Genomic DNA, 26,976 nt, shown 5'->3' with positions numbered 1-26,976 from the left:
GTCGTGCAAAATAAATTTCGCAGTTCAGGGAGGGAACTGATAACTGAAAAGACCTAACAGATAACCCTTACAGAAATTATTTCTTCAATGAATATGTAAAATTAAATTTGCCTGGGTACTTAAAATACAGTAAATATAAATATATTTTTATGACAATTAAAAAGCACAATCTTTACTGAGATGTAAAAAAGCATCTAAATTAATGATGAAATATTCAGGGAGACAGGGAATTTATTCCCTGTCTGAAAGCGCAAGTCGGTTTTCAATCGACTAGTTTTTTCGGTTGGGTTGAGGAACGAAACCCAACAACCCTAATGTCCATACCAATCATTACGCAAAGCGATCGCATTTGCTATCTTTTGAGCTACCATTGCACTTGAAGGGACTTTAATCCGAAATAAGATAATAGTAGCAGGTAATTTTAAACAAAAAGCCAATTCTCCAAAATACTTTAAACCGAAATAGCGTAAACTTTTTCAGGTTTTAGCGAAACATTTGCGTAATTCAGACAAGCTTATATATCCTTTGACGTTGTTTTTAAAAATTGGTTTAGCACAATTATTGGTAGGATGGGTTAGTGGTGGTGTAAGGGATGGGGATGTTGGGTTTCATGCTTCAACCCAACCTACGCTGATTTTCTATTTAGAGGTTCTAGATGGGTTAGTGGTGGTGTAAGGGATGGGGCGGTTGACTTTCTACTCGACTCCCAACAACTCCACATCAAAAATTAGGGTAGCATTGGGTGGAATTACCCCACCTGCACCACGAGATCCATAACCCAGGTCTGGGGGAATAATTAGTTGACGACGACCACCTACTTTCATGGTACTTAGTCCTTCATCCCACCCTTTAATTACTTGTCCAACCCCTAGCTTAAAGCTGAAAGGTTGATTGCGATCGCGTGAACTGTCAAATTTTTGACCATTCTCTAAAGTACCAGTATAATGAACTGCTACTTTTTGTCCCTTTTGGGGTATTAAACCAGTGCCTTCTTGTAATTCAACATATTTAAGACCGGTAGAAGTAGTGACGGTGTTAGTATCAGACATGTTGTTGCTCGCAGTTAAATTTTTATCTTTTTGATTATTTTCTTGGTCTTGGGTTTTGCTTTCTGTAATGATAGCTGTGGGTGTAGTTTCTGTGAGTTTAGCTGTGGTGTCTTGTTTACCACTATTAATTTGTGCTATTACCAAAGCTGCAACACATACTATTATCAATACAGCACTAATAAAAATACCTTTCAAAATAAACCCTCCCTAACGCCAAAATTTATTTTCCAAATCCCGTATTTGACGTTCTAAGCGGTCAATTCTCCCGCGTAATTCGTCAACTTCGGACTGGCGCGGAACTCCAAAATCCTGCATCATGTTCCGCAGTTGTCTTTGAACTTGTCCTTCCCAGTTCCCCTGTTCTGATTTCAATTGGTTAACAATATCATCCATTAATGTCCCCACTTGCTCAGGATTGAGTTTTCCATCCCTGACCAGTTCATCCCCAACCTGTCTAAGTTTATCTGCTACTAGGGAAGTTGTACCTATTCCCACCATCATCAGTTGTTCTAACCAGTTGTTGTTTTCCATATATGTCTTTAGCTTTTAGGGGAAGGAGGCGAACCAGAACGCCCACCTAGCCCTATTATATATCTATATTCATCAAATAATCGGCAATAAGTTAATGGTATATTTGTACTATTACCTATTGCCAATTACTTATGTAGGTGCTTATTAGCCAAGTGCTTCTGCACCACCAACAACTTCCAGGAGTTCTTGGGTAATTGCTGCTTGACGGGCTTTATTGTAAGAAAGAGTGAGGGAGCTAATGAGTTGACCAGCATTATCACTGGCATTGCTCATTGCTGTCATCCTTGCTGCTAGTTCACTAGCCGCCGATTCTTGCAAAGCTCTTAATAACTGATTGCTCAGATATAAAGGTAACAGGGAATCTAAAATTTGTACGGGGTCTTGTTCAAAAATCATATCCCGGGGTAGGGGTGCTACTGTGCTGGTAACTTTTTCCCGCTCTACTTCAAATTTGCCCCCACGAGTAGTTAGTCGGAATATCTCGTCATCGGGGGTTTCCAAACCTTGAGTATCCAAGGGTAACAGGGTTTGGACTACGGGACGGGAACTGACTAAAGAAACAAAACGAGTGTAAACTAATTCGATTCTGTCTACCTTTTCTGATAAAAACAGAGAAAGTAACTCGTCAGCTATATTTGTAGCTTCGGTAGCAGTGGGAATTTGTTCTAGACCGCTGTAGGTGGCATCAATTTTGTAACCCCGTCGTTGGAAGTATTGATTAGCTTTACGACCTACAATAACAAAGGTAACATCCAACCCCTCAGCTTTTAATTCCTTGGCTCGGTTTTCCGCTCGTCGGATGACGTTGGAATTGTAACCACCACATAGCCCTCTATCACCGGAAACTACTAATAAACCAACAGACTTCACTTCCCGTTTTTTCAGTAGAGGTAGATCTACATCCTCAAATTTTAACCGGACCTGTAAACCATACAGCACCTGTGCTAAACGGTCAGCAAAGGGACGGGTGGCAATTACCTGCTCCTGGGCACGACGCACCCGCGCTGCAGCCACTAGCCGCATAGCTTCGGTGATTTTTTTAGTGTTCTTGACCGACTGAATGCGATCGCGTATTGCTTTGAGATTAGCCATAATTTAGTCCTTAGTCATGAGTTCTTGGTTATTGATGATTAGTCTTGGGAATTACCAATCACCAATTACCGATTACACTGTGATTACACCGTAGCTAGAAAAGTCTTTTTGTAATCAGCTAAAGCTTCTTTCAGGGCTACTTCTTCCGCTTCTCCTAGGACTTTGCTGGTTTGCACTCCTTGGTAGTAAGAGTTATTACCACTCTTTAAGTAGTCACGGAAACCTTTAACAAAGCTGGTCACCTGGTTAACAGCTATATCATCTAAATAACCGTTAATACCGGCGTAAAGAATAGCGACCTGTTCAGCAACAGAGAGAGGATCATTTTGGGGCTGTTTCAACAGTTCCCGTAAACGTTGTCCTCGTGCTAACTGATCCTGGGTAGTTTTATCTAGGTCAGAAGCAAATTGGGCGAAGGCTTGTAAGTCATCAAACTGTGCCAATTCCAATTTAATCTTACCTGCTACTTTCTTCATTGCTTTAGTTTGGGCAGCGGAACCCACCCGGGATACGGAGATACCCGGATTCACTGCTGGACGAACACCAGAGTTAAACAGGTCAGAAGAAAGGAAAATCTGTCCATCAGTGATAGAAATCACGTTGGTAGGAATGTAAGCAGAAACGTCACCAGCTTGGGTTTCAATGATAGGTAAAGCAGTCATACTACCCTTACCCAATTCATCACTCAATTTTGCTGCTCTTTCTAATAAGCGAGAGTGAATGTAGAACACGTCTCCTGGATATGCTTCTCTTCCGGGTGGACGACGTAACAGCAAGGACATTTGACGATAAGCCTGAGCTTGCTTAGAAAGGTCATCGTAAATCACTAAGGTAGCTTTACCTTGGTACATAAAGTACTCAGCAATAGTAGCACCTGTGTAGGGAGCCAGGAATTGTAAAGTAGCTGGGTCACTGGCATTAGCTGCTACAACTACCGTATATTCTAAAGCGCCTTTTTCCTGTAGGGTTTGAACCACGTTAGCAACTGTGGAAGCCTTTTGACCCACTGCTACATAAACGCAAACCACATCTTCACCTTTTTGGTTAATAATGGTGTCAATAGCAATAGAGGTCTTACCAGTTTGACGGTCACCAATAATTAACTCCCGTTGACCCCGACCAATGGGAATCATGGAATCAATAGCTGTAATACCCGTTTGCATGGGTTCATGTACAGAACGACGGGCAATAATCCCAGGGGCGGGGGACTCAATTAAGCGAGTGGTAGTAGCCTTAATTTCACCTTTACCGTCAATTGCTCTGCCTAAAGCATCTACTACCCGACCGATGAGGGCTTCACCCACACCTACTTGGGCAATTTTAGCGGTTGCAGTAACGGTACTACCTTCTTGAATATTTCTGCCTTCACCCATTAGTACGGCGCCCACGTTATCTTCTTCTAAGTTTTGGGCGATACCAACAGTGCCATCTTCAAATTCTAAAAGTTCCCCGGACATGACTTGTTCTAAGCCGTAGATCCGGGCAATACCATCACCAACTTGTAGTACAGTACCAACATTAGCAACCTTGACTTCTTGGTCATATTGCTCGATTTGTTGTTGGATAATGCTGCTGATTTCGTCAGGTTTAATGGAAATGCTCATGTGCCTATTTTCGGTTTTCTTGTGAGACGGCAGAAGTTTTTGGTAATTGCTAATTGGTAATGAGTAATTGGTAACAGATGAAATCTATCCAAATTCCCCATTTTCCCTATTTAACCACTGGTTAAGCGTAGAGAAAGACGACGTAGTTGACCACGTAAGCTGGCATCAACTACTTGGGAACCTACTTTAATCACTACACCACCAATTAAATCGGTGTCGATTTTAGTTTCAATTTCTACTTCCCGAGCTTTGGTAATAGAAATTACCTTTTCTCTTACTGTTTGTAGTTGTTCATCGGTTAGGGGAATGGCAGAACTAACTTCTGCTAAAACCGTTTGGGTTAATTCCCGCAACAGAATGATATACTGCTGTAAAATTGGTTCCAAAAAGGAAATCCGTCTTCTATCAACTAACAGCAAGATGAAATTTCTCAGGTAGGAATTAACACTTTCCCCCAACAGTTGTCTGAGTAGATTCTTTTTGTTTTCTGGTCGAATAAAGGGGTTATCCAAAAAGTTTTGTAGTTCCCCAGAACCAGAAATCAAACTAATCAAAGTCCGCGCATCTGTGCCGAACTCTTCTGTCAAATTGTTGGCTTTAGCCACTGATAACAAAGCCTGTGCATAGGGCTGTGCTACTTCTGCTGTCGCTGCATTACTTTTCATGGTTCCTAACCTCCCAATTGAGCGATGCTACGGTCAATAATTCTTATTTGAGCATCCTCAGCAATGCCAGCTTTGAGTTCTGCTTCGGCTTTTTGTAAAGCTTGAGCTACCACTTTCTGCCGTAATTGAGAAATTACCCGCTCCAGTTCCGCATTTAAATCGGCTGCCCCAGCAGCTTGCATCTTCTCAACGTCAGCAGCAGCTTGGACTAAAATTGCTTCCCCAGCTGCTTTGGCATTGGTTTCCGCATCAGCTTTAATTCTGTTAGCTTCCACCTGGGCTTGTGTTAGTTTTTCCTCAGCTACCTTTAACTGCTTCGCAGCATTTGCAGCTCTTTCCTCTGCACTCTTAATCGCTGTTTCGATGTTTTCTCGACGAGTTTTTAGGGTATTACCCAATACTTTACGTCCAAAAACAAACAGCACAGTAATAATAATGGCAAGGTTAATTAGGTTGGTCTCAAAAATATTAGTATTTAGACCAATACCGCTATGTTCTGCTCCCTCTGCCAATTCACCCGTGACAGCGGTTGCTTCCGCTATCAATAGTAAAAAAGTCCCCATGTTTTTTCATCCACAACTGCGCAGCCAAATTCAAATTTTCTTGTCAGTGGTCATTCTTCAAATTGATGATTTATGACACCATGACATTTCTGTAAGTTAGTTTTGACCTAATTTAGCGTTGGCTTATTAGATCAGCACCTAACAGCTTCTCCAATATTTGGCGACTGAGGGCATCCACTTGCGCTTCTAAAGAAGCTAAAGCTTGTTGTTTTTGCTGCTCAATTTCACTAGCTGCTTTTTCTCTTTGTGCCTGGGCTTCTTGCTGTGCTGCCGCTATTTTTTGAGCCGCTACTTTTTGCGCCTCTGCTTGAGCTTGAGCAATCACTGCTTGCGCTTGTCTTCTTGCACCAGCTAGTTCTTGTTCATACTGAGCCGCCAGTTTTTCCGCCTGGGACAAACGCTGTTGGGCATCCAATTGATTATTCCGGATGTAGTCATTACGTCCATCAATGGCTTGACCCAATGGTTTATAGAGGGTTGCATTCAATATCAGGGCTAAAACTAGAAACTGAATTGCCATCAAGGGCAAAGTCGCGTCTAAGTCAAACAAGCCCCCTTCCTTGGCAACCTCTTCTACTGCCAACAAGGTGATCCAATGTGTCATTGTTGCTTGTTCCTATGTATGGTTATAGTCCTGAGTTATAACTAGAGGATGAGTTATGAGTTAGTGAGTGATTAATTCAATCCCTAACTCTTAACTCCTAAATCCCATCTTTTGTCACTCAGTCCAATAGACTGGTTACTACTTATGCGAAGGGGTTAGCAAACAACAATACTAGGGCAACTACTAAGCCGTAGATGGTTAGCGCTTCCATAAACGCCAAACTCAGCAATAATGTACCGCGAATTTTGCCTTCTGCTTCTGGTTGACGAGCAATACCTTCTACAGCTTGTCCTGCTGCATTACCTTGACCAATACCAGGACCAATAGCAGCTAAACCAACAGCTAGAGCAGCAGCTAATACGGAAGCAGCAGAAATTAATGGATCCATGATCTTCTTTCCTTACTTTAGAGATACGGTTGATTTGGGAATATAGTGTTAGTAGTCAGCTATCATCTATCAGTTATTGGCGATCAGATGCTATTAATTGGTGAAGCTCCCTCGGTTGACTTTTGACTACCTGTTGTCACCCTGGCACTTTCACCTCTCACCTGTCACCTCATCACTGACTGTTTTTTTTGAGGGGTCTAATGACTTCCCTCATGCTCTTCGCCATGATGATCTTCCATCGCTTCACCAATATAAGCAGCAGCGAGGGTGGCAAAAATTAGGGCTTGAATGGCACTTGTGAATAGTCCCAAGGCCATCACTGGCAATGGTACAAACAGGGGCACTAGTAACACTAGCACGCCAACTACCAGTTCATCAGCTAAAATGTTACCGAATAAACGGAAACTTAGGGAAAGAGGTTTGGTGAAATCTTCAATAATCTTGAAGGGCAACATAAAGGACACTGGTTGCACGTAGTTGCCAAAGTACCCTAAGCCTTTTTTGCTGAATCCAGCATAAAAATAAGCTAAAGATGTTAACAACGCTAAGGCAACTGTTGTATTGATATCGCTGGTAGGAGCGGCCAGTTCACCTTCTGGCAAATGAATTAGTTTAAATGGAACTAATGCTCCGGACCAGTTGGAGACGAAAATGAACAAGAACAACGTGCCCACAAAAGGCACCCAGGGGCGATATTCTTTTTCGCCAATCTGGTTTTTTGCCAAGTCCCGAATGAATTCTAGGGCAAACTCCATTAGGTTTTGAATGCCTCTAGGAATGCGTTTCACATTGCTGCTTGCCAGAATGGAAGCTAGTGTTAATACGCCGATTACAAACCAGGATGTGAGAAACACCTGTCCATGGAGCTTTAGGTTGCCTATTTGCCAGTACAGATGCTTACCCACCTCCAATTCTGCTAAGGGAAAGGAGTAGAAGTTCAGAAAATTGAGCATTTTCTTTCTAATGGGGTCGCTTCTTTCATCTTACTGGAGAAGCGGAGCTTTTTAAGGTTCCCGCAGCTTTGTAGAGTCACAAGACAAAAGCCATCCTGATTACATAGATGATGAGCGTGGCTTTGTAGGTCAGAAATCCCAAGAATATGGGCATGATTTGCAGTTGATTCCACCGTGATGCTAACAATATCAGCACGACTAATAAGGCTAATCGGGTTTTACTCAGCTGTTGTTTCTCTGTGCCTAAACGCTCTACATCTCTGGCCAACATCCTTAGGTAAAGCACTCCCGCACATGCCCCTAATAAATAGTTTAAGGCCATGTTCAGGGAATAAGCAATCCAAACGGCTGTGAAAATTACTGCTGTTAGGACAAGGGTAATGACCAACAGCTCTTGATAGAGTTGGTAAAACTCTTTCATGGCAGAGTTTTTTTGTTCCTCTGGTTTGAGAATCAGGTTGGTCATCGTTTTTTGTTGTCGGAGTGGATACATTTTGTTCTTGATGACAAGCTCACGGAACTTGAAACCAGTTCAACTAAATAGGGTGACTGCTTATTCAGTCAGCTGAATCATACCACGTTAGTGGTAACAATACTTTAGAAAAAACAATTAACTTAATTTTTTTGGCAATTTTTTGCCGGAAGTTGGCAAAGATTGTTCTTGTTTCGCTTACCTTTATCTCACTCGCCTTTAACAATGCGATCGCAATTCTAACTAGGGGTTGGGACTGAGTATCAATAATTGCTGCTCTATCAATTTCCTGACTCCAGCTAAATCCACTTGACTTTCTACGAGAATTTGTGATATGGTTTGGGAGCCATTACATTTTTCCATGAACTCTAACTCCTGGGGAGATAGATTAATAATCTGGTAGTCGTAATTAAATATACATCGACTGGGAAATCCATCCAGACAAGGGTTTAGTTCTGGTATGGCTGCTAGTAGGGCATGATCATCTTGCCAATGGCTTTTTTCTAAGGGAGGAGAAGTCAGGAAAAACTCGTAGTGGGCAACTTCGGGGTCTAATAGTTCTATGAGGCGATATTGTTCTCTGGGGGATAGTTCTTGGGCTCTTGCCATCAGTTCTGGCGCTCTCCCCAATAATCTCTCCAGGTTCCAAAAGCCTGGATTGGAAAATCCTACAAACTGTAACCCAGAAGCATCTATGAGCTGGAATAAAGAATCAATATTATAATCTATTTCCTGGGGATGGACGTACATGTCAGCAAAACACTCGTCCTTTTGATTTTCCCATGACCATCTGGCTTTCTCTCTATTGACAATTCTATTGTTTTCTGGTAGAGTGTCAAATACTTTTCTACCCACTTGCACCCCATCTCCATAATCGCCACGTTTACTTCCTTGGAGAAGTGCGATCGCCTTTTGCATAAGTTGTATTTCCCATCTACCCAATTCACCATAAACAAAGATGTGCATAATTCCTCCTGGTGCCAGTTTACCAGCGAGGGACTGAATACCAGTGATGGGGTCAGGTAAATGATGGAGTACACCAACGGAATTAATCAAATCAAACTTTCCTGGTATTTGGTCCACATCATAAATACTCAGGTGGTGAAATTCCACCCGGTTAGCACCGGAACTTTGACAGCGTTTTCTAGCAACTTCTAGGGTACCTGGACTAATATCTATTCCTACTACATGTGAGTAGGGATTCAAATGTACTAAATATTCCGTGCTAACTCCCGATCCACAACCAGCATCTAAAATCCGGATATCTTGTTTTGAGGGTTTTCTCCCGGTACAGAAGTTATAAGCAGCTAACCAATTCCAGCGCCAATTATATCCTGGTGGTGGTTGGTCTAGAATTGGTTCAGGGGGGAACGGGTAAGTGTCATAAAGTTTGGCTACAGCAGCAGTGATTTGGGTGTCGGACATTGTTAGAGATTAACGCAGCTGGTCCTAGTTTACCAGAAAGTACCCACTACACCAAAGCTTTAAGTAAGGCTTGTAATTTAAGCTGCACCTCAGCAAATTCTCGTTCAGGGTCAGAACCCGCAACAATACCAGCACCAGCATATAATCTGGCACAATTATTGTTAATAAGAGCGGAACGAATACCCACAATAAACTCGCAATTTCCCCTACTATCTAACCATCCTAGGGGTGCAGCATATAGACCCCGATCAAATTTTTCGTAGTGCCTAATTTCCGCACAGGCAATTTCTCTAGTCGCCCCTGCTACAGCAGGTGTGGGGTGTAATTGGGCAACAATTTTTATGGGGTGAACATTATTGGGAACCACAGCAGTAATTGGTGTCCAGAGGTGTTGAATATTTGCCAGTTGTCGTAGTCGTGGAGTTAGGGGTTGGGGAAATAACCCCAGTTGTGATAGTCTCTGACTGATAAAATCAATTACCAGGTTATGTTCGTGTTTTTCCTTGCTACTGTTGACTAATCTATGGGCATTAACTGCATCTTCCTTAGGTGTTTTACCCCTGGGAGCTGAACCAGCTAGTGCATCGGTGATTAGCTGGTGGTCTTGAATGCTAATTAGTCGTTCTGGACTGGCGCCTAGGAAGTTTTCTCCTCGACCATTACTAATACAAAACACATAACAGTTAGGATGTAAGTTCCTTAAATTATTTAGGGATTTTAATAGATTAAACGAACTATATGAATATACATCTAATGTGTCTGCCAAAACAATTTTGCTTAACTGTTTAGCCTCTATTTTTTTGAGAGCTGATAAAACTGAGTTTTTAAAAACGTCCGGATTGTTTATCTGGCTTCTGTGGGAACTTTTGCAGGTAGTCACAGCCATGGGGAGACCATTGGTTAAAGATTGTAAAGTCCTGATTTTATTTTGGATATCTTGGAGTATGTGGTTAACATCAACATCAGCATCAGCATCAACTAGCTTGTTGATTACTAGAGTACAAGAGGAATTTTTCACAGCTACTTGTAATTTGGGTAGAAAAATTGTCGCTGCTGGAAAGGGATAATTTGAATGCTGGTGCTGTTCAAAAAAACTAAAACTGCAAAAAAAGTGACTACCTGTGAACGGTTCATTAAGATTACCGAAATTAATGATATTTTTTAGACAATCTTTGATAAAATCTTCCGTTTTGTTAAATCTGTTTTGACCATTAATATCTAATTTCTTTATGGCATCAATAGCCACAATGGCTTCCCCTTTACTTTTATTTTCAAAATAAAAGTTCAATGTGTTCCTTTGTCCTAACTTATCTAATACAAATAGGGGATCTATAAAATCAATTGCCAGGGAGATGCTAACAATTTGCTGGTGATGATTTTCATAGCATCTTTGTTGCACTGCTAACAGTAGTTGATGCAAATCTTTATAATCTGTGAGGAATCTTGGAAGACATGGTGAAATTGTCATGGATGTGTCTGTTAATTTTTTTTAAGTTTTATTGATCAAGTGTAACAAATGGATTGTAATATTTTAATTCTATTACTAGTTCTATTGCAGGTTTTATTAGTTCAAATTAGCATCTTCTGGGAACTTGGAGCTATAAGAACTATAAAATTTCAGTATAGGATCCGGTGGTAAATTTATTAGATTGTAGTTGATGAGGAATAATGACCACAAGACAAATACCCAATCGTAAGTTATGGATGGCTGCTATTAAACCACCAATGTACAGTGTTGCTATTATGCCTATATGGGTGGGATCTTGTGTCGCTTTTGCGCAAACTCAAATTTTTCATGGAGTCCTATTTGGGATTTTTGCAACTGCGGCAATTTTGATTCTAGCGTGGGAGAATATCACTAATGATGTTTTTGATGCGGAAACGGGTATTGATAAAAATAAACATCACTCATTAGTAAGTTTAACAGGTAATAAGCAATTAATGTTTTGGTTGGGTAATTTGTGCCTAGTTTTGGGTTTGTCAGGAATAATTGCGATCGCCTGGTTACAGAAAGATCCAACTGTGATTGGACTTATTCTATTGTGTTGTAGTTTAGGTTATGTGTACCAGGGACCTCCCTTTAGATTGGGGTATAAGGGTTGGGGAGAAGTTTTGTGTTTCTTTGCGTTTGGACCTGTGGGGATGACAGCAGCATACTACAGTCAAACCCAAAATTGGTCACCTACTAATTTAGCTGCTTCGGTTATTGTGGGTATTGTAACTAGTTTAGTATTATTCTGTTCTCATTTTCATCAAGTAAAAGATGACATTGCTGCGGGAAAACGGTCACCCATTGTGAGGTTAGGAACACAAAGGAGTGCGGAAGTTTTAGTATGGTTTACCGCTAGCATTTATGTGATATGTTTATTATTGGTATTGTTAGGGATTTTTCCCTTTTGGACTCTATTAAGTTGGTTGAGTTTACCTTTTGGGGTGAAATTATGTGGTCACGTGTGGAAAAACCATCATCTTCCCGAAAAGGTGAGTAATTGCAAGTTCATTGCCATCGGGGTGCATTTTTGGAGTTGTTTGTTATTAGGGATAGGGTTTATTTTGGGTTAGAAAAATGGAGTACCAATTTTCTTTTCGTCACTTTAGTCAGAAATTTACCCATGCTGTGATTACCAATCATGGTGTTTGGGATATGCGAGAGGGCGTAATGATTAGACTAGTTGACCGAACTGGGAAAGTAGGTTGGGGGGAAATTTCTCCTATTGCTTGGTTTGGTTCAGAAACCTTAGAACAAGCTAGGGAGTTTTGTAGTCAACTACCAAAGATAATTACTCTGGAGATGATTTTGGGCATTCCAGCGCACTTACCAGCTTGTCAATTTGCTTTTGAATCTGCCAGAGAAAATTTTTCCAATTCAATGCCTGTTTTTAAAAATCAACATTTAGGAGATGAAAGCCTAATAAGTAAAAAGATGAAATATAGTGCTTTATTACCTAGAGGAGAAGCTGCTGTTCAGGGATGGAAAAATTTATGGCAAAAGGGTTATGAGACCTTCAAACTAAAAATAGCGGTGGATGACATAACTCAGGAATTAGAAATTTTGCACTTACTGGTTGGTCAACTACCAGAATCTGCCAAAATTCGGTTAGACGCTAATGGAGGACTCAATTATCAACAGGCTAAATTATGGTTAGAAGTTTGTGATCAATTTTCTGAAAAGATTGAATTTATCGAGCAACCGTTGGGGATGGATAGGTTGGAAGAAATGCTAGAATTGAGTCAGGTATATTTAACAGAAATCGCTTTAGATGAGTCTGTTGCTACCTGGCAAAAGTTAGAAAGTTGTTATCAAATGGGGTGGCGAGGAGTTTTTGTGGTCAAACCAGCTATTTTAGGTTCACCATCTCGGTTGAGGGAATTCTGCCAAAATCACACCATTGATCTGGTATTTTCTTCTGTATTTGAAACTCCTATTGGTAGAGAAGCTGCGCTCAAGTTAGCTGGGGAACTATCTTATGGGATATCTAACCTATCTGGTAATTGCCGTTCTTTAGGTTTTGGTATTGATCATTATTTTGCACTACAATCTACAAACTGGCCAGAAGTTTTATGGAATCCTATTTATTAAAAAGTTTATCAGATCTAGAAGATAAAAACATCTCTCGGGAAAATTGGTTAATAGTTAAAAATGGTGAACAATTTGAACCCCTTGTTAAGGAATTATATGGTGAAATACGTCACCAATTAGATAGGCAAATTGACCACAACCATGAACCCGTATATAAACCCCTAAAAATCATTTTAGCCCAGCGAGATCCGGTAAAATTTCTGGCGGGATTTATTGCTGGTTGTGCAGCTGAGTGTGCAGTTTTTTTATGTAATCCCGACTGGGAAAAAAATGAATGGGAGCAAGTTTGGAATTTAGTAAAACCAGATATTATTTGGGGTGATGAGATAAAATTTCCTGATTTTACCACCACTAATATTCCGGAAGAACCTATGATTAGTGGCATTATGATTCCCACTGGTGGTTCATCGGGAAAGATTAAATTTGCCATTCATACCTGGGAAACTCTCACCGCGTCAGTATGGGGATTTACAGAATATTTTAATTTAAGTTCGGTGAATTCTTTCTGTGTTTTACCACTATATCATGTGAGTGGTTTGATGCAGTTTATAAGAAGTTTTACCACCGGTGGAAAATTAGTTATTACTTCATTTAAACAGCTCACATCTGAATCTAACCAAACATCAGATATTTACAAGATAAAAAACTCAGACTTTTTTATATCTCTAGTGCCAACTCAATTACAAAAACTATTAGACAATCAAAAATTAACCCAATGGCTATCGGAGTTTGAAACTGTATTATTGGGAGGTGGACCATCATGGAATGATTTATTAACCAAAGCTAGAGCAAATGGCATTAGGTTAGCTCCCACATACGGTATGACCGAAACAGCTTCCCAAATAGCCACCTTAAAACCAGATGAGTTTTTAAAAATAGCACCGGATGAGTTTTTAAAAACTAAAAATAGTGGTCGGACTCTCCCCCATGCAGAAATTGTGATAGAGCATCTTCTGGAAAATGAACATTATGGGGGAAATCATCTGGGAGCTATTAGGATTAAAGCTAAATCTTTGGTTTTGGGCTATTATCCCACAATTTGGCAGGATAGTCAGGGTTTTTTAACCGATGATATGGGATTTTTAGACCAGAATGGTTATTTACATATTATGGGACGTAGGAGTAATAAAATTATTTCCGGTGGTGAGAATATTTATCCTCCAGAAGTGGAAGCAGCAATCCGAGCAACTAATCTGATTATGGATGTGTGTGTAATTGGCATACCAGATCATAATTGGGGGGAAGCAGTAACAGCTATTTATGTCCCCCAATCTCCTCCCACTCCCATCCCAGAAATCAAAAACCAACTCCAGCAAACATTAACCAGGTTTAAAATTCCTAAATATTGGATTCCCGTGGTTAGCTTACCTCGTAATCCACAGGGAAAAATCAACATTTCACAACTTCAACAGATCGTCCTGGAATCTCTCGATCAGGAAATGATCATATAATCTCCTCCCTGGATTTTTTTCTCTCGATATCTTCTACGTCTCTACGATTAGTTTCTAACCAGGAAATTATCTCACCTGACATTTGTCTCTTATTCCGTGTAGCTACATCAATACACACGTGTCTGGTAATTGCTTTGGCTACAATCACGTTATTCACACTAATTTCATAGTTAATGTCAAATTTGTCCTCGGTGATTTTTTTGGGAATCAAGTTAATTATTAATTTGTCTCCACAATAAATTGGTCGTAAATAATCTGCACTTGCATGTACAATGGGATAAGCTATTGATGGATGGGTAAAGAAATTCCTCATGTTGATGTTAACATGTATTAGGGAATCTTCATAGGCTTCGTGACATATATTTAAAATGTTCGCGAAGTAAACAACCCCTGCTGCATCAGTATCCGCAAATCTTATGGTTCTTTGATAAGTGAAAATCATTGTTGATATGTAGATATATAGTTGATAATCAATAAACATCCTGAGAGCTGGGATTGAGGTAAGGGTAATGTAAATCAATTAGCTGAGATGCAAAATGTTGCTGAATAATCTGTATTCGCTCTTCTATGGCATTTTTACCTTTTTGCCAAGCTTCTAACAGAGCATTGGCAATTATTTGACAACGGTTCATACCAAAACTCTCTTCTGGAGAGAATTTTTGGTTCGGTTCTTCAGCTAAACTCAATCCAGGGGCTAAGTATTTGGTAAATAGGGGTATTTGGGGCTGAAAATAAATTTCGGTCTCTAGGTAAGTTGGTTCTAAAATTTTACGGATAGCTGGATAGTCTTGACAGTTAAAATGCAATGTGGCTGTATCATACCTTCTATAAGAAATAGGATTATATAATACTTCAAAACTAAAGGGAATGCTGGCATCGTTTAGTCGTTTTGTTAAAATGTTCATCAGGGCGATCGCTCCGGATGGGGTAATGTTAAAATAGATTTTTACTATTTTTTTAGAATAATAATTTATATTATGGTTATAAGATAGATGTTGCTGATTACAGTTGCCAACTGCTATGTAACAACCATTTTGCAGTCGGTTCTTTGGCATCCAAATCCCTATTAAATCACCAGGATTAGGAGATCGGTTGGACTTGAGATAACATTCTGGTTCTACATACAGTGTGAGATTATTTTTCATCACGGCAATAGTCCCATCTGGTTCTGTTCTTAATACCTCCCATTCAGCATCATAGTTACCTATACCGTGATTATTTTCATGTAGCTGTTGGTAAAAATTTCGGTCAACACCTAATTTATAATTTGGTTCTAATCCGTTGGTTAGTAAATGACCACACTGCTGATTATTGGTAGATAAAATGGGTTGCAGTGCCCCGTTATAATAAATACCATGGAGGAAATTGCGCAGCAATAGGTTTAGATATTTTTGCTGCAAATCCGGTGAATTGTGTCTAAATCTTTGTGCCACCGTACTAGGTATGGCAAAAGGTTGATATTGGGGATGTTGAATAGAGAAATCCGCTGAAATCTCAATATTTCTAGCAATATCAAATAGGGACTCAATAACGGACAGGTGATAATTATCTAGTCGACTTACTGGGGAACTTTGAGAACTACTGATTTGGCTTATTTGACTATTTAGGGGGGAATTGTTTAACTGCAGACCATGCAAATGGCTATTTATGGGGGAATTATTTACTTGGTAACTACTCAACATCTTAATAGACTTGCACCTCCGAAATATAACTCAAATATACTGGCAATTTAGGCTCTAACAGCAAATAGTACATAAAGTTTTAACAAACATCCATAGGATAGGATGAACAATCCTTAACATAATCACTAATGGGATCAACAACCGCGTAAACGAGTTTTAGGGTAGTAGATTGGTGCTATTTGGCGATCGGTTTCCCGGCCATTTTTTTTGCTGTAAGTTTTAACCCCTATCTTAACTCCTATCACAGATGGCAGAATTTCCTGGGGTGAAGTGCCAAAAATATTTAATAGTGAGTTTTCTGGCATGGTTAATAGTTTTTTGCCAACCTCTAACATAGATAAATGAGTTTTGTCAAAATACTTATAGTAGTTGATGCATTTTTGAATATAATGGATAAGTGCCAATCCTGTAAATTGAACTACCCGGATAATAAACTGTGGGAAGTATTCTAAAACCATGGGAAAGATCTGGAGATAGGTTCGCATAATTGCAATTAGGGAGGGTTGAACCGTATCCAGGGAAACAAGGGCTAAATCCAGGGATTCTTCTAGGTCTAAACTGGAATCTACCACCAAACTAGAAAGCCATATTTGTAGATAACTAGCGAGTAGAGTTCCTAAATCAAAAGCGGGATCCCCCCAAGCATATACTCCCCATTGCTTAAATCTGACTAGACAGTCATCTAAGTTTTGCCAGCGGGAATGAACTAGAATATTATCTAGTTGTAAATCATTGTGGGTTAAACAACATGGTTTCCAATGGTATGATAAATCCGCAATGGCAGATTCTAGTTCTTCATACTGTTGATAAAGCGCGTGAAATTCCAGTGCTGCTGTGGGAGTTTTGCCCCACACCTGCTGGGTAAGGGAGCTTATTCCTTGAACCGGATTGTAATAATTGTAGCGTAACTCTCCCTCGGGTGCAGTATCTATAAAATCACGGTATTCCTGCTTCTGGAAAGTGGAACGATGTAAACATGCTAATGCACTACCAATAGAAGTAGCAATTTCTAGGGGGAAAATACTGCGATTTTTGTAAAATTCCTCCAGTTCCATATATTCGCTCAGAAAAGTACAGACCAGGATAGAGTTTTCCGCATCAAAGTGTAATAGTAAAGATGCGATCGCCGGAATATTACCAAGAAGGGGAAATTGCACTAGTAATTGGTGAAAAACCCACTCGTTCGAGAACTGGTAGTTACTGGGATATTCCCCATTAGGGGTTTCTTGTTTAATTAGAATTTGGCGGTTACCAGAGAGTTTTACCAAGAAAATATGGTTATCAATAGTAGTTTTAGGTAAATCAGATTCAGGGGATGGAGAATCTTGTGAACTGAACAGACCTGTGTCATAAAGGTACTGGATCACATTTTCGGAAGACAGTGATATTTTCATGTATAACTTTCCCAGTTACTTAAATTACCGAGCGGATTGATGGGGAAATTGAGGAGTTTTCCGTTGTGAGGATTAAGTAGATAGCGACAATACACCAACCATTAAATATTGCTGTTATCTAGTAATATCTTGTTTATTTAGTGAAAACTTGCCAATATGGCAAATTTACCTTGATTTGCACTTCAATTGCAGTTCAAATTATACGGAAGACTCTATAGTCCTGTAAAATATTGACACCACTGACGATAATACTCCCAGTATACATTGAATTTTTAGTTTTTATCCTATTCATGGTAAAATATACATATACTGATCAGCTCATGTCCACCATTAATACTTCATTCCACACCAAAGTCCAATTTTTACAGCGTCAAGCGGCGTCTGTGTTACTTTATCAGTCAGTATTACAAACGGAAGTAGGAATAGCGTTTCTAGAATTACTCCAGGCCATACGCTATACGGATGGAGATGGACGTAATTGTCTCCAAGCTTATGGCAATTACTTTCATTCTTTAGCAAGCAGTCAGCAAACTTGGGAAGAATATTTAATTAGACAAATTCTCCTATCAGACAATCCCTTTACTAAACTGGCTCAAAAGCGAGAATTTACTGATTTACCATCAGCATTAATCGCTGCTGCGCAACATGATCTACAGATATTACAAAACTTGTACGAGTGTAATTGTGCCCTTTTGAGTGAGTGGGTACAGACTGTATGCCATTTACCGGTTTCCCCAGTTGTATGGTATCAGGAACCCCAACCTCAACCAATCCAAACAGTAATACTTCAAGATTTAATGAGCACTTGGCAACAGTTAGAAAACTGGGGTGATATCATTGGGGACCTGGTGACCTATTATCAACACCAGGGAAGCGGGTTATTTGCTGAATATCGAGCTTTTAGATGGGAGAATGGGGAGTTTTTTGGCATACCCTATCCTGATAGGGTTAAACTGGAAACACTGGTAGGTTATGAGGAACAAAAACAAATCCTGTTAAAGAATACTCGGTTTTTATTATCAGGACAACCAGCGCTCCATGTATTACTTTATGGTAGTCGTGGTTCTGGAAAGTCTTCCTTAGTAAAATCCCTATTAAATCAGGATGGTTACCACAATCTGCGCCTGGTGGAAGTAAGAAAATCAGAGTTGTATAGTTTACCACAAATTGTGGAGTATTTACGGGATTTACCTCAGAAATTTATCATTTTCGTTGATGATCTTTCCTTTGAAGAGGATGATGATGTCTTCAAATCACTAAAAGTTGTTTTGGAAGGTGGTTTAACCCCCCGTCCCAATAATGTGGTTGTTTACGCTACATCTAACCGTCGCCATTTAATCAGGGAGTATTTTACTGACAGACCAAACCCAAAGGATCACCAAGAGGTTCATAGTTGGGATACAATGGAGGAGAAACTTTCTTTTGCAGATCGTTTTGGTTTAACACTAACCTTTGAAGCTGCTGATCAGAGAACCTATTTACAAATAATTCATCACTTAGCAGCAGAAACGGGTATGGATTTAGGCGGGGAAGATCTAGAATTTCAAGCTCTCCAATGGGCAACCCGTCATAATGGGCGTTCCGGTCGTACAGCACGACAGTTTATTGACTTCCTACAAGCCGATTCAAATGACAATAACAACTACTAATTCTCACCAGATAAATACAGTCAAAGTCAGCAAGATACCATCAATTATAGGTAGTAATAGACTGGTTATAGGTGTGCTATCGTTCAGTATAAGTTTTGGTTTAAGTATTGTCCCTCGATGGGATTTTAGTCATGCTTTGATTAGTGCTATCATTACTGTGATTGCCACTTATGCAGCTGCCTTATTCGCTGACAAACGACGGAGAAATCATGAATTAATGGTTTTAAATTCCCTTTACCCTAAGATCAGGCAAATGGAGCAGTTGAAATATCGCATTGTCAGAGAAATCGAACAATTAGAACAACATAAGGTTTTAGCATATACAGAATCAAAACAACTGGAAAATCAAATACTAGATTGTCGTAATAAGAGAGATACTATTCACCGGGAGATAGGTAACTATGCTGCGGAAAAAAGGCAATTAGAGTTGGAAATTGGCACGATGGAAGAAACCATGGGTGAGCTACAAAACAGTAGGCAAGAATTGCATAAGTCTTGTATAGATCTAACAGCTCAGAAGCGTCGTCTGGATACTAATTGTCAGGTTTTACGGTCAGAAATTGGCCAGCTACAATCTCAAATAGCAATTTATAAACAAGAAAAAGAGGAACTAGAAAGCAACCTAGTTCTTTCCCAGAGACTTAAACCTCAACTAGAAGAGAAGCTCCATGAACTGAGAACGGAAAGTCAAGATTTAGAAGATAAGGTCTTGACACAAAAGAACCTATTACAGGAAGCTATAGAAACTGAGCAGGGTTTACAAGCCAAAATGGTTGACCTACAACACCATAAACAAAAACACGAAACAGAAGTGAGTCAATTGCAAAATCGAATTTCCTTACTCAGGGATGAACATGACCTATTACAAAACCAAGTTTGGGAATTATTGCAAAACCTGGAAACCCTAGCTCCACAAACTACTCTTGCAGATGATGAAGATAACAACGAGGAAAATAATGTTGAATTGTTCCCCTTTGATGATTTACTATAGTTGTTTGCTAGCTGTCCACAAATTAACCTCTTCCACTTTTGAACTAGTCAAAACTTAATCAAAATCTAATCAAAACTATGAACGCAACTGATGATAAAACAATAGTACGTGAATATTTTAATTCTACGGGATTTGACCGATGGAAACGTATTTATGGTGATGGGGAAGTAAACAGTGTACAATTAGACATTCGTACAGGACATCAACAAACTGTAGATACAGTTATTACCTGGTTAAAGGATGACCAGAATTTGTCCCAACTCACCATTTGTGATGCTGGATGTGGTGTGGGTAGTTTAAGTATTCCCCTTGCTGTGGAAGGAGCTAAAGTTGACGCCAGTGATATTTCGGCAAAAATGGTTGCAGAAGCTCAGGATAGAGCTGTAATTTCTTTGAAAAATACCGCCAACCCTACCTTTACCGTCCAAGACTTAGAATCTTTAACTGGTAACTATCATACGGTAATATGTTTGGACGTGCTAATTCACTATCCCCAAGAAAAAGCAGATGAGATGATATCCCATTTATGTTCCTTAGCGCGATCGCGGATCATTATTAGTTTTGCTCCCAAAACCTTTTGGCTGACCATTCTCAAGAAAATAGGTAGTTTTTTTCCGGGACCGAGTAAAGCGACTCGTGCCTATTTACACCGAGAAGTGGATGTAATCAACATCTTGGCAAAAAATGGGTTTACAGTTCAACGAAAAGCCATGACCAGAACCCGTTTTTATTTCTCCCAATTGCTGGAAGCAACACGATAAAATAGTAATAAAACCATAAAACGATTGATTATTATGTCCTCAGATGGGAAGATAGCAGTTGAATTTCGGGATGTGAGTTTTGAAATTAATCACCGTATTCTTTTATCTAAGCTCAATCTAGAAATTAATCAAGGGGAAGCACTGATATTGCTGGGACGCAGTGGTAGCGGTAAAACCACTACCCTGAAATTAATTAATCATTTGCTTGTACCTACCCAAGGGGAAGTTTTTGTGCAAGGTCTCTCCACGAATAAATGGGATGTGATTAAACTGAGGAGAAGCATGGGTTATGTGATTCAAGAAACTGGTTTGTTCCCCCATTTTAATGTGGCTGAAAATATTGGACTTATACCATCCCTAGAAAAATGGTCTGGCAAAAAAATTAAAACTAGGGTCTATGAAATGCTAGACCTGGTTGGGTTGGAACCAACTAAGTTTGTCCATCGTTATCCCCACCAACTCTCGGGGGGACAAAGACAAAGAATAGGAGTTGCTAGAGCATTAGCAGCGGATCCACCCATATTATTAATGGATGAACCCTTTGCAGCTCTAGATCCGATTACACGTTGGGAATTACAACAACAATTCCAGCATTTACAACAACAACTGGGCAAAACAGTGGTATTTGTAACTCATGATATTCAAGAAGCATTCTTTTTAGCATCCAGAATTGGATTAATGTGTGAGGGGAACTTAGTTGCTTTGGGTACAACAGAAGAATTCCTCCAATCTTCACATCCGGAAGCTAAGGCATTTTTGGCGTGTTTAAATGCTGGTAAACGTCGAGAATAAGTGCCCCAATCCCCAAAATAAAGTTAAAGCTATGTTTTTATTGCAACACAGTAAAGAAATTCTGATTGGTAGTCTGGAGCATTTAGTGTTAGTGAGTATTGCTATGATGATAGCAATTACTATTGGTATTCCTTTGGGAATTTATATTACTCACAGACCCAAATTTGCGCCAGCGATTTTAGGTTTAGCTAATGCTATTCAGACAGTTCCCAGTTTGGCTATATTTGGTTTTTTAATTTCTGTGCCTTTTTTGGGTGGGATTGGTAGAAATCCTGCTATTGTTGCTTTAACGCTTTATGCTTTACTACCTATTATTCGTAATACTTATATTGGTATTAATGGCATTAGTCCTGCGATTAGAGAAGCAGGAATTGGCATGGGAATGACAGAAAGGGAGTTGCTATTAAAGGTGGAAATTCCTTTGGCTTTACCGGTGATTTTAGCTGGTGTAAGGGTAGCAACTGTCATATCTGTAGGAATTGCCACTATTGCTGCTGCTATTGGTGGTGGTGGTTTAGGAACATTTATTTTCCGGGGAATTTCTACAGTTAATAATGAACTGATTTTGGCGGGCGCAATTCCTTCTGCTCTCATTGCTCTAGGTGCGGATTTTTGCCTGGGTATGTTGGAAAATTATCTGACTCAACAAATAGTTGGTAAGGGTAATAAAGAACCAGTTTCTGGGATCTTTAGTAAAAGTTTGGGGATAATTTCAGTGATAGGTTTGATATTATGTGGATTAGTGATTTTTAATGTATTTAATAATGTACTTAATTTACAGTCTAAAACACCAAAATTGGCAACCATTACTATTGGGTCGAAAAACTTTACCGAGCAGGTGATATTGGGAGAAATTTTAGCACAACAAATAGAAAATCATACCCAGTTACGGGTGGAACGTAAGTTTAATTTGGGGGGTACTTTTGTTTGTCACGAAGCAGTAAAAGCTGGTAAGATCGCAGGTTATATAGAGTATACTGGCACTGCATTTACAGCAATTTTAAAGGAGAAGCCAATTACAGATCCTCAAACTGTTTATGAGAAAACTAAACAAGCATATCGGGAAAAATATAACTTAACTGTGATGCCATCTTTAGGATTTGAAAACAACTATGCCCTAATTATTCGCAGTGAAGATGCTAAAAAATGGCAGGTTAAAAATCTTTCACAAATAGCTAGTTATAGTAATCAATTAAAAGCTGGTTTCGGCTATGAATTTTTGGAACGAGCAGATGGTTATCCAGGTTTGTCTAAAACATATCAATTACAATTTGCTGATATTAAACAAATGGAGTTGGGTTTAATGTATGAGGCTTTGAAGCAAAAACAGGTAGACTTAATAGCTGCAAATTCTACAGATGGATTAATTCCGGTTTTGGATTTGGTAATTCTAGCAGATGATAAGAAATACTTTCCACCCTATCAAGCTGTCCCTGTGTTTAACCAACAAATTCTGGAAAAATACCCAGAATTGGAACCTGCGATTAATCAGTTGGTCGGGAGAATATCTACCACTCAAATGCAAAAGATGAATTATCAAGTAGACAATCAATCTCTTGCTGTAGAAGATGTGGTGAGGGAATGGTTAAAATCAGAAAAGTTATAACTGTTCCTTGATTTTCTTAAATATCCAATCAGGAATATCATGTTCTTCTTCATAAACCCTATTATATTTAGCTTCTATTTCTTCCCAATGAATCTGGGAATTTGATAATATTTCTTCTTTAAATATGTCTGAAACTCTACCTGTTATTCCCCTATCTAAACACTTTCTCATTAACAACCAACTCTCTTGAATTTCTCCAATACATTCAAATGGTGTATGCTGAGCTAAACCCATCATTTCTCGAAAAATAGGAATTAGATCTAAATCATCAAATAGGTTGTTTTTAAAAACTTTCTCGACCATATTTATGGGAGAAAATGCCATTAGTCCCAGCCAAACATATGCACATTTGGGACATTTATAACACCAGGGTTTGTGTACATTGCAAGAATGTATTCTAGGGATCAATTCAGGGTATTGGCTAAAGTTCCGAAAAATGCGAAAGTCGTAAATCGGTTGTAAAATGCTAAAATAGGTGAAGTTTGTCAAAAGATGCTCTTGGATAAACAGGTTTAAAATCTGTTCTGCTAATAAACCTTTACCCCATTGATGATTGACTTCTTTCCCTAGTTCTTCCCAGTATAAATTACCTGTATTAGCACTTTTTTCATGGGCTAAACATAGGTAGTGGTAACCCCGGTCCAATATTAAAATCAGGGACTGAAAAATTGAAACTGGTGTTTCTGGTGCAATAATACCAGAGTTTTCAGGGAAATATATTTTTAAAAAAGGTGACTCGGTGAAATCGTCATAAATAGATATTTGATGCTTTTCGATCGGTTTGATGCATTGCACAACCTGAGAGATTAATTTGTGTTGAAAGTCTGCTTTGCCATAAACACTATGAGAATATTGCAGTGAGGCAAAGGGTATACCTGCTTGTTCTAATATTTTCATAGCTAAAATGCTGTCTTTACCTCCTCCACAACCTGTGAGAATAGTTTGATTGTCTCCCAAGATTTCTCTGGGATCACTTGCTCCCATCTCTTGATAGCTAATAATTTCTGGGTGTTGATAATTGGTGATGTTATTCTCATACCAATGCTGGCCAAATACTCCTTGATATATTTGAACAAATAAATCTAAAGCTTCAGATTCTAGATGTTTAGCAATGCTGGAAATATCATAATATTGGGGAAATAGAGAGCAGAATTTCATCCCCTCAAATAGGGCAATATGGGCAACTATTTTCTCTATATACGATCGAGAATATTTCTCGATCAACTCCCATAAGGAAACATCATGGTAGAAAATCTTAGTTGCAAACTCAAATTCATCTACGCTATAGATAATTTCTAAGTGATGTTCTTGAATTTTACATTTATCAATTTTAAGCACTGATATTTTCATTATTTACCATCCCCAAGTACCCATACCTCCTTTAAATGGCCCCACAATATCCGCAGTAACCCATCCTCCATAAAAATCACCAGCTTGGGGTGTGACTAGCTCGTTATCAACGTAGCAAGCATCCATCAAAGCTGCAATAAACCCATAGTATTCTTGAATAGGGAGAAAGTCAGGCGTAGGAGCAAAATATCGCCAAGCTGCATATTTGATTAGACGCTCACCAATCTGTACATCGTAGTACTGGTATGCTCCCTTCCATTCGCACAGATTTTTCTTAGATGTGGCTATTAAGCATTCCAGTTTGACATCAGTGGGCGGAAAGTAATAGGTAGGGGGGTGACTGGTCTCAAGAACTCTTTTACCCTGGGTAGTTTCAGCTAAAACAACCCCGTTACAAATTACTTTTAGGTGTTTGCCAGTACTCTCTAGAATAGCGGGACGGGGATAGTCCCAAACTGATTCCTGTCCTGGTTGTGGGGGAATGGGATTTGGTCTGATCATTTGTAGGTTACTCTTTCTGGTTCATGCTCCAGGGGTTAAAGCCTTGAAGATTTTTTTGTGCGAAGTTAGCTTTTCTAAATTCTAACCTCTTAGTTCATAATACCATAACATCGTGGAAAAGTTACAAAAATTGACCGTGTAATTAATGAAAAAGACCTTTATTATTACCAACAGTGGTATTATATTACCATTCCTTTTCCACATCAGAAGTGGAATTGGGGATCTGTTGGAAGAGTTTATTGTGGGGTTTAGCCGGATTTAAAAGAAGGTAAAATTTCCATTTAGTATTGAATTCATCCAAGTTTTCAGAAAATGTATTTTTTAAAAACCTCAAGAGTATAAGATTCATGAAGATTGGACTCGTAGAACTACCTCAACTCAAACTTCTCGATCCCGATGGCAATGACTGGACCGAGCAAAATCAACATCCACTAATTAGTAAGCAGATTTTGATGTCGAACCTGGAAGCTGGCGGGTTTGAGGTGGAGTTATTTAACCTTAAAAAAGGCACGGAAGAAGAACTGTTTGGAGAAACCTATTGGAAGGGAATGAATCTTCTGAAAATTGCTTATGGAAAGAGGGTTTCCTCTATTGACCCTCAATCTTGTGACGCCTGGGGTATTACCAATAACTTTACAATATACAGGGAATTGACAGGTTTTCTTTTGGCCCATCTAGCTAAAGGGGGCAAACCCATAGTGGTCGGTGGTTCCGATGTGATTGCCCAACCCAATTATTACTTCCATGCGGGAGCTACAGTGGTTGTTACAGATAAGTCAGGGGCGGCAAACTGGGCAATTTTCGATCATATTTTAGGACAACCCCAACGAGAAGAATTATCAGGGGTGCTTTTTGCTGATGGAACTGAGTATCGTAAACGTCGCCACCCTCTACACCCCCAAGATTGGTTTTTGCCTTCAGTTGCAGTTGCTAATGCTTGTTTAGGAGGCGGCCAAGATTTTATGGATAACCTGGCTGAATCCTCCCTATTACCAGTAGGTTCTGCTATGTTTGATTTGGGATGCGATCGCACCTGCGACTTTTGCCAGACTCCGACCTATGGATCAGGGTATTTAAGAATGACTCCTGAAAAGGCTTTATCATGGGCAACTCGACAAAAAGAAGCAGGGGCAAAAAGTATTGTTTCTGATTCAGATCAGTTTCTCGGTCGAGTACTATTTGGAGATGAAGGACGACAAGAGGTGTTGGATATCACCGAAGGACTGAGAAAAATGAACCTCCCCGTTTCCTGGGACAATGGTATCGAACTAAAAAAAGCAACTAGGGGACGGGGTAAAGAGCGAAATCCAGAGGATTTAGATCCGGATGAAGAACTTGTGCAAGCCATGTGGGGTTGGGATGGTAAAACTGGTTGCTTCATGGCCTATGTCCCTGCTGAACGCCCCTTCATAGGTCGTCAATCGTACAAAAAACTACTCCCTTGGCAACAGCACTGCAAAATGCTCCGAGCCATTGTACATGCGGGGGTTCCAACTATTTCCTATGGTTTCATCATTGGTTTACCTGACGATAATCGAGATAGTTTTCTCTATCTAGAAGAAGCAATTAGTGAGCTAAAACAAGATCTTAGAACTATTAATCCATCCCTCAACTTTTTTATTACCCCCTACTCAATTATTCCAATTCCAGGAACCCCACAAGAACAAAATATAAAAAAACTTAACCTACTGCGTTTTGAAGATCCCACAATTCGTGGCAATTTTTGGACAAGTTGTGCTGATACTCATCATCTCAGCTATGAAGAGGTTTCTGACTGGCAATTATCTCTATTTCGTAGTCTGGGCGATCAATGGACAACTGACTCCATGCCATTGGGTAGGACCTCACCCCGTTAATTAAATCTCTTAAGTAC

General features: G+C 39.5%; 27 protein-coding genes. 9 read left to right on the top strand and 18 right to left on the bottom strand.

Annotation, left to right across the window (positions count from 1 at the left end):
- Nucleotides 1-311 precede the first annotated feature (311 nt).
- From C6N34_RS17040 to C6N34_RS14845, 13 genes are all read right to left on the bottom strand, one after another.
- The gene (locus C6N34_RS17040) at nucleotides 312-437 is read right to left on the bottom strand and encodes a hypothetical protein (protein ID WP_255356415.1); all 126 of its coding nucleotides are present in this window, start codon (nucleotides 435-437) and stop codon (nucleotides 312-314) included.
- A gap of 258 nt (nucleotides 438-695) precedes the next feature.
- Complete coding sequence (locus C6N34_RS14900) at nucleotides 696-1,244, bottom strand: FKBP-type peptidyl-prolyl cis-trans isomerase (protein WP_057177113.1); 549 nt, start codon at nucleotides 1,242-1,244, stop codon at nucleotides 696-698.
- 12 nt (nucleotides 1,245-1,256) lie between these two features.
- Nucleotides 1,257-1,580 carry a phasin family protein gene (locus tag C6N34_RS14895; RefSeq protein ID WP_006278184.1) on the bottom strand — a complete coding sequence of 108 codons (324 nt, stop codon included), beginning with the start codon at nucleotides 1,578-1,580 and terminating at the stop codon, nucleotides 1,257-1,259.
- Nucleotides 1,581-1,724: 144 nt separating this feature from the next.
- Nucleotides 1,725-2,672, bottom strand: coding sequence for a F0F1 ATP synthase subunit gamma (locus tag C6N34_RS14890; RefSeq protein ID WP_096547564.1), 948 nt, complete (start codon nucleotides 2,670-2,672; stop codon nucleotides 1,725-1,727).
- Nucleotides 2,673-2,755: 83 nt separating this feature from the next.
- Nucleotides 2,756-4,276, bottom strand: coding sequence for a F0F1 ATP synthase subunit alpha (atpA, locus tag C6N34_RS14885; RefSeq protein ID WP_115538254.1), 1,521 nt, complete (start codon nucleotides 4,274-4,276; stop codon nucleotides 2,756-2,758).
- A 110-nt stretch (nucleotides 4,277-4,386) separates the two neighbouring features.
- A complete protein-coding gene (gene atpH / locus C6N34_RS14880) occupies nucleotides 4,387-4,941 on the bottom strand; it encodes an ATP synthase F1 subunit delta (RefSeq protein ID WP_006278181.1) in 555 nt (184 codons plus the stop codon).
- A gap of 5 nt (nucleotides 4,942-4,946) precedes the next feature.
- Nucleotides 4,947-5,504: a F0F1 ATP synthase subunit B gene (locus C6N34_RS14875; RefSeq protein WP_006278180.1), complete on the bottom strand. Its 558-nt coding sequence runs from the start codon at nucleotides 5,502-5,504 to the stop codon at nucleotides 4,947-4,949.
- A gap of 112 nt (nucleotides 5,505-5,616) precedes the next feature.
- A complete protein-coding gene (locus C6N34_RS14870) occupies nucleotides 5,617-6,108 on the bottom strand; it encodes a F0F1 ATP synthase subunit B' (RefSeq protein WP_006278179.1) in 492 nt (163 codons plus the stop codon).
- Nucleotides 6,109-6,250: 142 nt separating this feature from the next.
- Nucleotides 6,251-6,496: an ATP synthase F0 subunit C gene (gene atpE / locus C6N34_RS14865; RefSeq protein ID WP_006278178.1), complete on the bottom strand. Its 246-nt coding sequence runs from the start codon at nucleotides 6,494-6,496 to the stop codon at nucleotides 6,251-6,253.
- Between the two features lie 197 nt (nucleotides 6,497-6,693).
- Nucleotides 6,694-7,449 carry a F0F1 ATP synthase subunit A gene (gene atpB, locus C6N34_RS14860; protein ID WP_006278177.1) on the bottom strand — a complete coding sequence of 252 codons (756 nt, stop codon included), beginning with the start codon at nucleotides 7,447-7,449 and terminating at the stop codon, nucleotides 6,694-6,696.
- Nucleotides 7,450-7,525: 76 nt separating this feature from the next.
- On the bottom strand, nucleotides 7,526-7,915 hold the full coding sequence (locus C6N34_RS14855; RefSeq protein WP_167317752.1) for an ATP synthase subunit I: 390 nt from the start codon (nucleotides 7,913-7,915) through the stop codon (nucleotides 7,526-7,528).
- A gap of 249 nt (nucleotides 7,916-8,164) precedes the next feature.
- Entirely contained in the window at nucleotides 8,165-9,346 is a 1,182-nt protein-coding gene (locus C6N34_RS14850; RefSeq protein ID WP_115538255.1) for a class I SAM-dependent methyltransferase, read from the bottom strand.
- Nucleotides 9,347-9,392: 46 nt separating this feature from the next.
- Entirely contained in the window at nucleotides 9,393-10,814 is a 1,422-nt protein-coding gene (locus C6N34_RS14845) for an isochorismate synthase (RefSeq protein ID WP_115538256.1), read from the bottom strand.
- Between the two features lie 200 nt (nucleotides 10,815-11,014).
- Here C6N34_RS14845 and menA point away from each other — a divergent pair, with 200 nt between their 5' ends.
- Genes menA through C6N34_RS14830 form a run of 3 tightly spaced genes read left to right on the top strand, consistent with a single transcriptional unit; the run spans nucleotide 11,015 to nucleotide 14,377 of the window.
- Nucleotides 11,015-11,908, top strand: coding sequence for a 2-carboxy-1,4-naphthoquinone phytyltransferase (gene menA, locus C6N34_RS14840; protein WP_115538257.1), 894 nt, complete (start codon nucleotides 11,015-11,017; stop codon nucleotides 11,906-11,908).
- 4 nt (nucleotides 11,909-11,912) lie between these two features.
- Nucleotides 11,913-12,926, top strand: a complete 1,014-nt coding sequence (locus C6N34_RS14835) for an o-succinylbenzoate synthase (protein WP_057177117.1) — start codon at nucleotides 11,913-11,915, stop codon at nucleotides 12,924-12,926.
- On the top strand, nucleotides 12,908-14,377 hold the full coding sequence (locus C6N34_RS14830; protein WP_115538258.1) for a 2-succinylbenzoate--CoA ligase: 1,470 nt from the start codon (nucleotides 12,908-12,910) through the stop codon (nucleotides 14,375-14,377). The genes C6N34_RS14835 and C6N34_RS14830 overlap by 19 nt, the downstream gene beginning before the upstream one ends.
- Here the strand turns inward: C6N34_RS14830 and C6N34_RS14825 are convergent.
- The 3 genes from C6N34_RS14825 to C6N34_RS14815 all read right to left on the bottom strand — a co-directional run bounded on the left by C6N34_RS14825 (nucleotide 14,370) and on the right by C6N34_RS14815 (nucleotide 17,453).
- Complete coding sequence (locus tag C6N34_RS14825) at nucleotides 14,370-14,819, bottom strand: acyl-CoA thioesterase (protein ID WP_057177236.1); 450 nt, start codon at nucleotides 14,817-14,819, stop codon at nucleotides 14,370-14,372. The genes C6N34_RS14830 and C6N34_RS14825 overlap by 8 nt on opposite strands.
- A 28-nt stretch (nucleotides 14,820-14,847) precedes the next feature.
- Nucleotides 14,848-16,059 (bottom strand): T3SS effector HopA1 family protein, encoded by a 1,212-nt coding sequence (locus C6N34_RS14820; protein ID WP_082604641.1) that lies wholly within the window; start codon nucleotides 16,057-16,059, stop codon nucleotides 14,848-14,850.
- Nucleotides 16,060-16,193: 134 nt separating this feature from the next.
- Nucleotides 16,194-17,453, bottom strand: a complete 1,260-nt coding sequence (locus tag C6N34_RS14815) for a phosphotransferase family protein (RefSeq protein ID WP_115538259.1) — start codon at nucleotides 17,451-17,453, stop codon at nucleotides 16,194-16,196.
- Nucleotides 17,454-17,743: 290 nt separating this feature from the next.
- Here C6N34_RS14815 and C6N34_RS14810 point away from each other — a divergent pair, with 290 nt between their 5' ends.
- From C6N34_RS14810 to C6N34_RS14790, 5 genes are all read left to right on the top strand, one after another.
- A complete protein-coding gene (locus C6N34_RS14810) occupies nucleotides 17,744-19,102 on the top strand; it encodes an ATP-binding protein (protein ID WP_057177120.1) in 1,359 nt (452 codons plus the stop codon).
- Entirely contained in the window at nucleotides 19,083-20,093 is a 1,011-nt protein-coding gene (locus C6N34_RS14805) for a hypothetical protein (RefSeq protein WP_115538260.1), read from the top strand. Before C6N34_RS14810 ends, C6N34_RS14805 begins: the two co-directional genes overlap by 20 nt.
- Before the next feature lie 77 nt (nucleotides 20,094-20,170).
- Entirely contained in the window at nucleotides 20,171-20,854 is a 684-nt protein-coding gene (gene bchM / locus C6N34_RS14800) for a magnesium protoporphyrin IX methyltransferase (protein WP_115538261.1), read from the top strand.
- A 33-nt stretch (nucleotides 20,855-20,887) separates the two neighbouring features.
- The gene (locus C6N34_RS14795; protein WP_006278164.1) at nucleotides 20,888-21,646 is read left to right on the top strand and encodes an ATP-binding cassette domain-containing protein; all 759 of its coding nucleotides are present in this window, start codon (nucleotides 20,888-20,890) and stop codon (nucleotides 21,644-21,646) included.
- A 31-nt stretch (nucleotides 21,647-21,677) separates the two neighbouring features.
- Complete coding sequence (locus C6N34_RS14790) at nucleotides 21,678-23,252, top strand: glycine betaine ABC transporter substrate-binding protein (RefSeq protein ID WP_115538282.1); 1,575 nt, start codon at nucleotides 21,678-21,680, stop codon at nucleotides 23,250-23,252.
- On the opposite strand, the gene C6N34_RS14785 is transcribed toward C6N34_RS14790, so the two are convergent.
- Entirely contained in the window at nucleotides 23,247-24,602 is a 1,356-nt protein-coding gene (locus C6N34_RS14785; RefSeq protein WP_115538262.1) for a hypothetical protein, read from the bottom strand. The genes C6N34_RS14790 and C6N34_RS14785 overlap by 6 nt on opposite strands.
- Nucleotides 24,603-24,605: 3 nt before the next feature.
- Nucleotides 24,606-25,103: a DUF427 domain-containing protein gene (locus C6N34_RS14780; RefSeq protein ID WP_006278161.1), complete on the bottom strand. Its 498-nt coding sequence runs from the start codon at nucleotides 25,101-25,103 to the stop codon at nucleotides 24,606-24,608.
- Nucleotides 25,104-25,450: 347 nt separating this feature from the next.
- On the opposite strand from C6N34_RS14780, the gene C6N34_RS14775 reads away from it, so the two are divergent.
- Nucleotides 25,451-26,959, top strand: coding sequence for a radical SAM protein (locus C6N34_RS14775; RefSeq protein WP_006278159.1), 1,509 nt, complete (start codon nucleotides 25,451-25,453; stop codon nucleotides 26,957-26,959).
- The last annotated feature ends 17 nt before the right edge of the window (nucleotides 26,960-26,976 follow it).

The organism is Cylindrospermopsis raciborskii Cr2010, from assembly GCF_003367075.2.
In the GTDB taxonomy this organism is placed as follows: domain Bacteria; phylum Cyanobacteriota; class Cyanobacteriia; order Cyanobacteriales; family Nostocaceae; genus Raphidiopsis; species Raphidiopsis raciborskii.
Note: the sequence above shows the minus strand (reverse complement) of the source record. Positions and strands in the feature narration are given on the sequence as shown.

Excerpts from the sequence above, each read along its gene's own strand:
- C6N34_RS14895 (WP_006278184.1), bottom strand. The coding sequence starts at position 1,580 with ATGGAAAACAACAACTGGTTAGAACAACTGATGATGGTGGGAATAGGT.
- C6N34_RS14890 (WP_096547564.1), bottom strand. The coding sequence starts at position 2,672 with ATGGCTAATCTCAAAGCAATACGCGATCGCATTCAGTCGGTCAAGAAC.
- atpA (WP_115538254.1), bottom strand. The coding sequence starts at position 4,276 with ATGAGCATTTCCATTAAACCTGACGAAATCAGCAGCATTATCCAACAA.
- atpH (WP_006278181.1), bottom strand. The coding sequence starts at position 4,941 with ATGAAAAGTAATGCAGCGACAGCAGAAGTAGCACAGCCCTATGCACAG.
- C6N34_RS14875 (WP_006278180.1), bottom strand. The coding sequence starts at position 5,504 with ATGGGGACTTTTTTACTATTGATAGCGGAAGCAACCGCTGTCACGGGT.
- C6N34_RS14870 (WP_006278179.1), bottom strand. The coding sequence starts at position 6,108 with ATGACACATTGGATCACCTTGTTGGCAGTAGAAGAGGTTGCCAAGGAA.
- atpE (WP_006278178.1), bottom strand. The coding sequence starts at position 6,496 with ATGGATCCATTAATTTCTGCTGCTTCCGTATTAGCTGCTGCTCTAGCT.
- atpB (WP_006278177.1), bottom strand. The coding sequence starts at position 7,449 with ATGCTCAATTTTCTGAACTTCTACTCCTTTCCCTTAGCAGAATTGGAG.
- C6N34_RS14855 (WP_167317752.1), bottom strand. The coding sequence starts at position 7,915 with ATGACCAACCTGATTCTCAAACCAGAGGAACAAAAAAACTCTGCCATG.
- C6N34_RS14850 (WP_115538255.1), bottom strand. The coding sequence starts at position 9,346 with ATGTCCGACACCCAAATCACTGCTGCTGTAGCCAAACTTTATGACACT.
- C6N34_RS14845 (WP_115538256.1), bottom strand. The coding sequence starts at position 10,814 with ATGACAATTTCACCATGTCTTCCAAGATTCCTCACAGATTATAAAGAT.
- menA (WP_115538257.1), top strand. The coding sequence starts at position 11,015 with ATGACCACAAGACAAATACCCAATCGTAAGTTATGGATGGCTGCTATT.
- C6N34_RS14835 (WP_057177117.1), top strand. The coding sequence starts at position 11,913 with ATGGAGTACCAATTTTCTTTTCGTCACTTTAGTCAGAAATTTACCCAT.
- C6N34_RS14830 (WP_115538258.1), top strand. The coding sequence starts at position 12,908 with ATGGAATCCTATTTATTAAAAAGTTTATCAGATCTAGAAGATAAAAAC.
- C6N34_RS14825 (WP_057177236.1), bottom strand. The coding sequence starts at position 14,819 with ATGATTTTCACTTATCAAAGAACCATAAGATTTGCGGATACTGATGCA.
- C6N34_RS14820 (WP_082604641.1), bottom strand. The coding sequence starts at position 16,059 with ATGTTGAGTAGTTACCAAGTAAATAATTCCCCCATAAATAGCCATTTG.
- C6N34_RS14815 (WP_115538259.1), bottom strand. The coding sequence starts at position 17,453 with ATGAAAATATCACTGTCTTCCGAAAATGTGATCCAGTACCTTTATGAC.
- C6N34_RS14810 (WP_057177120.1), top strand. The coding sequence starts at position 17,744 with ATGGTAAAATATACATATACTGATCAGCTCATGTCCACCATTAATACT.
- C6N34_RS14805 (WP_115538260.1), top strand. The coding sequence starts at position 19,083 with ATGACAATAACAACTACTAATTCTCACCAGATAAATACAGTCAAAGTC.
- bchM (WP_115538261.1), top strand. The coding sequence starts at position 20,171 with ATGAACGCAACTGATGATAAAACAATAGTACGTGAATATTTTAATTCT.
- C6N34_RS14795 (WP_006278164.1), top strand. The coding sequence starts at position 20,888 with ATGTCCTCAGATGGGAAGATAGCAGTTGAATTTCGGGATGTGAGTTTT.
- C6N34_RS14790 (WP_115538282.1), top strand. The coding sequence starts at position 21,678 with ATGTTTTTATTGCAACACAGTAAAGAAATTCTGATTGGTAGTCTGGAG.
- C6N34_RS14785 (WP_115538262.1), bottom strand. The coding sequence starts at position 24,602 with ATGAAAATATCAGTGCTTAAAATTGATAAATGTAAAATTCAAGAACAT.
- C6N34_RS14780 (WP_006278161.1), bottom strand. The coding sequence starts at position 25,103 with ATGATCAGACCAAATCCCATTCCCCCACAACCAGGACAGGAATCAGTT.
- C6N34_RS14775 (WP_006278159.1), top strand. The coding sequence starts at position 25,451 with ATGAAGATTGGACTCGTAGAACTACCTCAACTCAAACTTCTCGATCCC.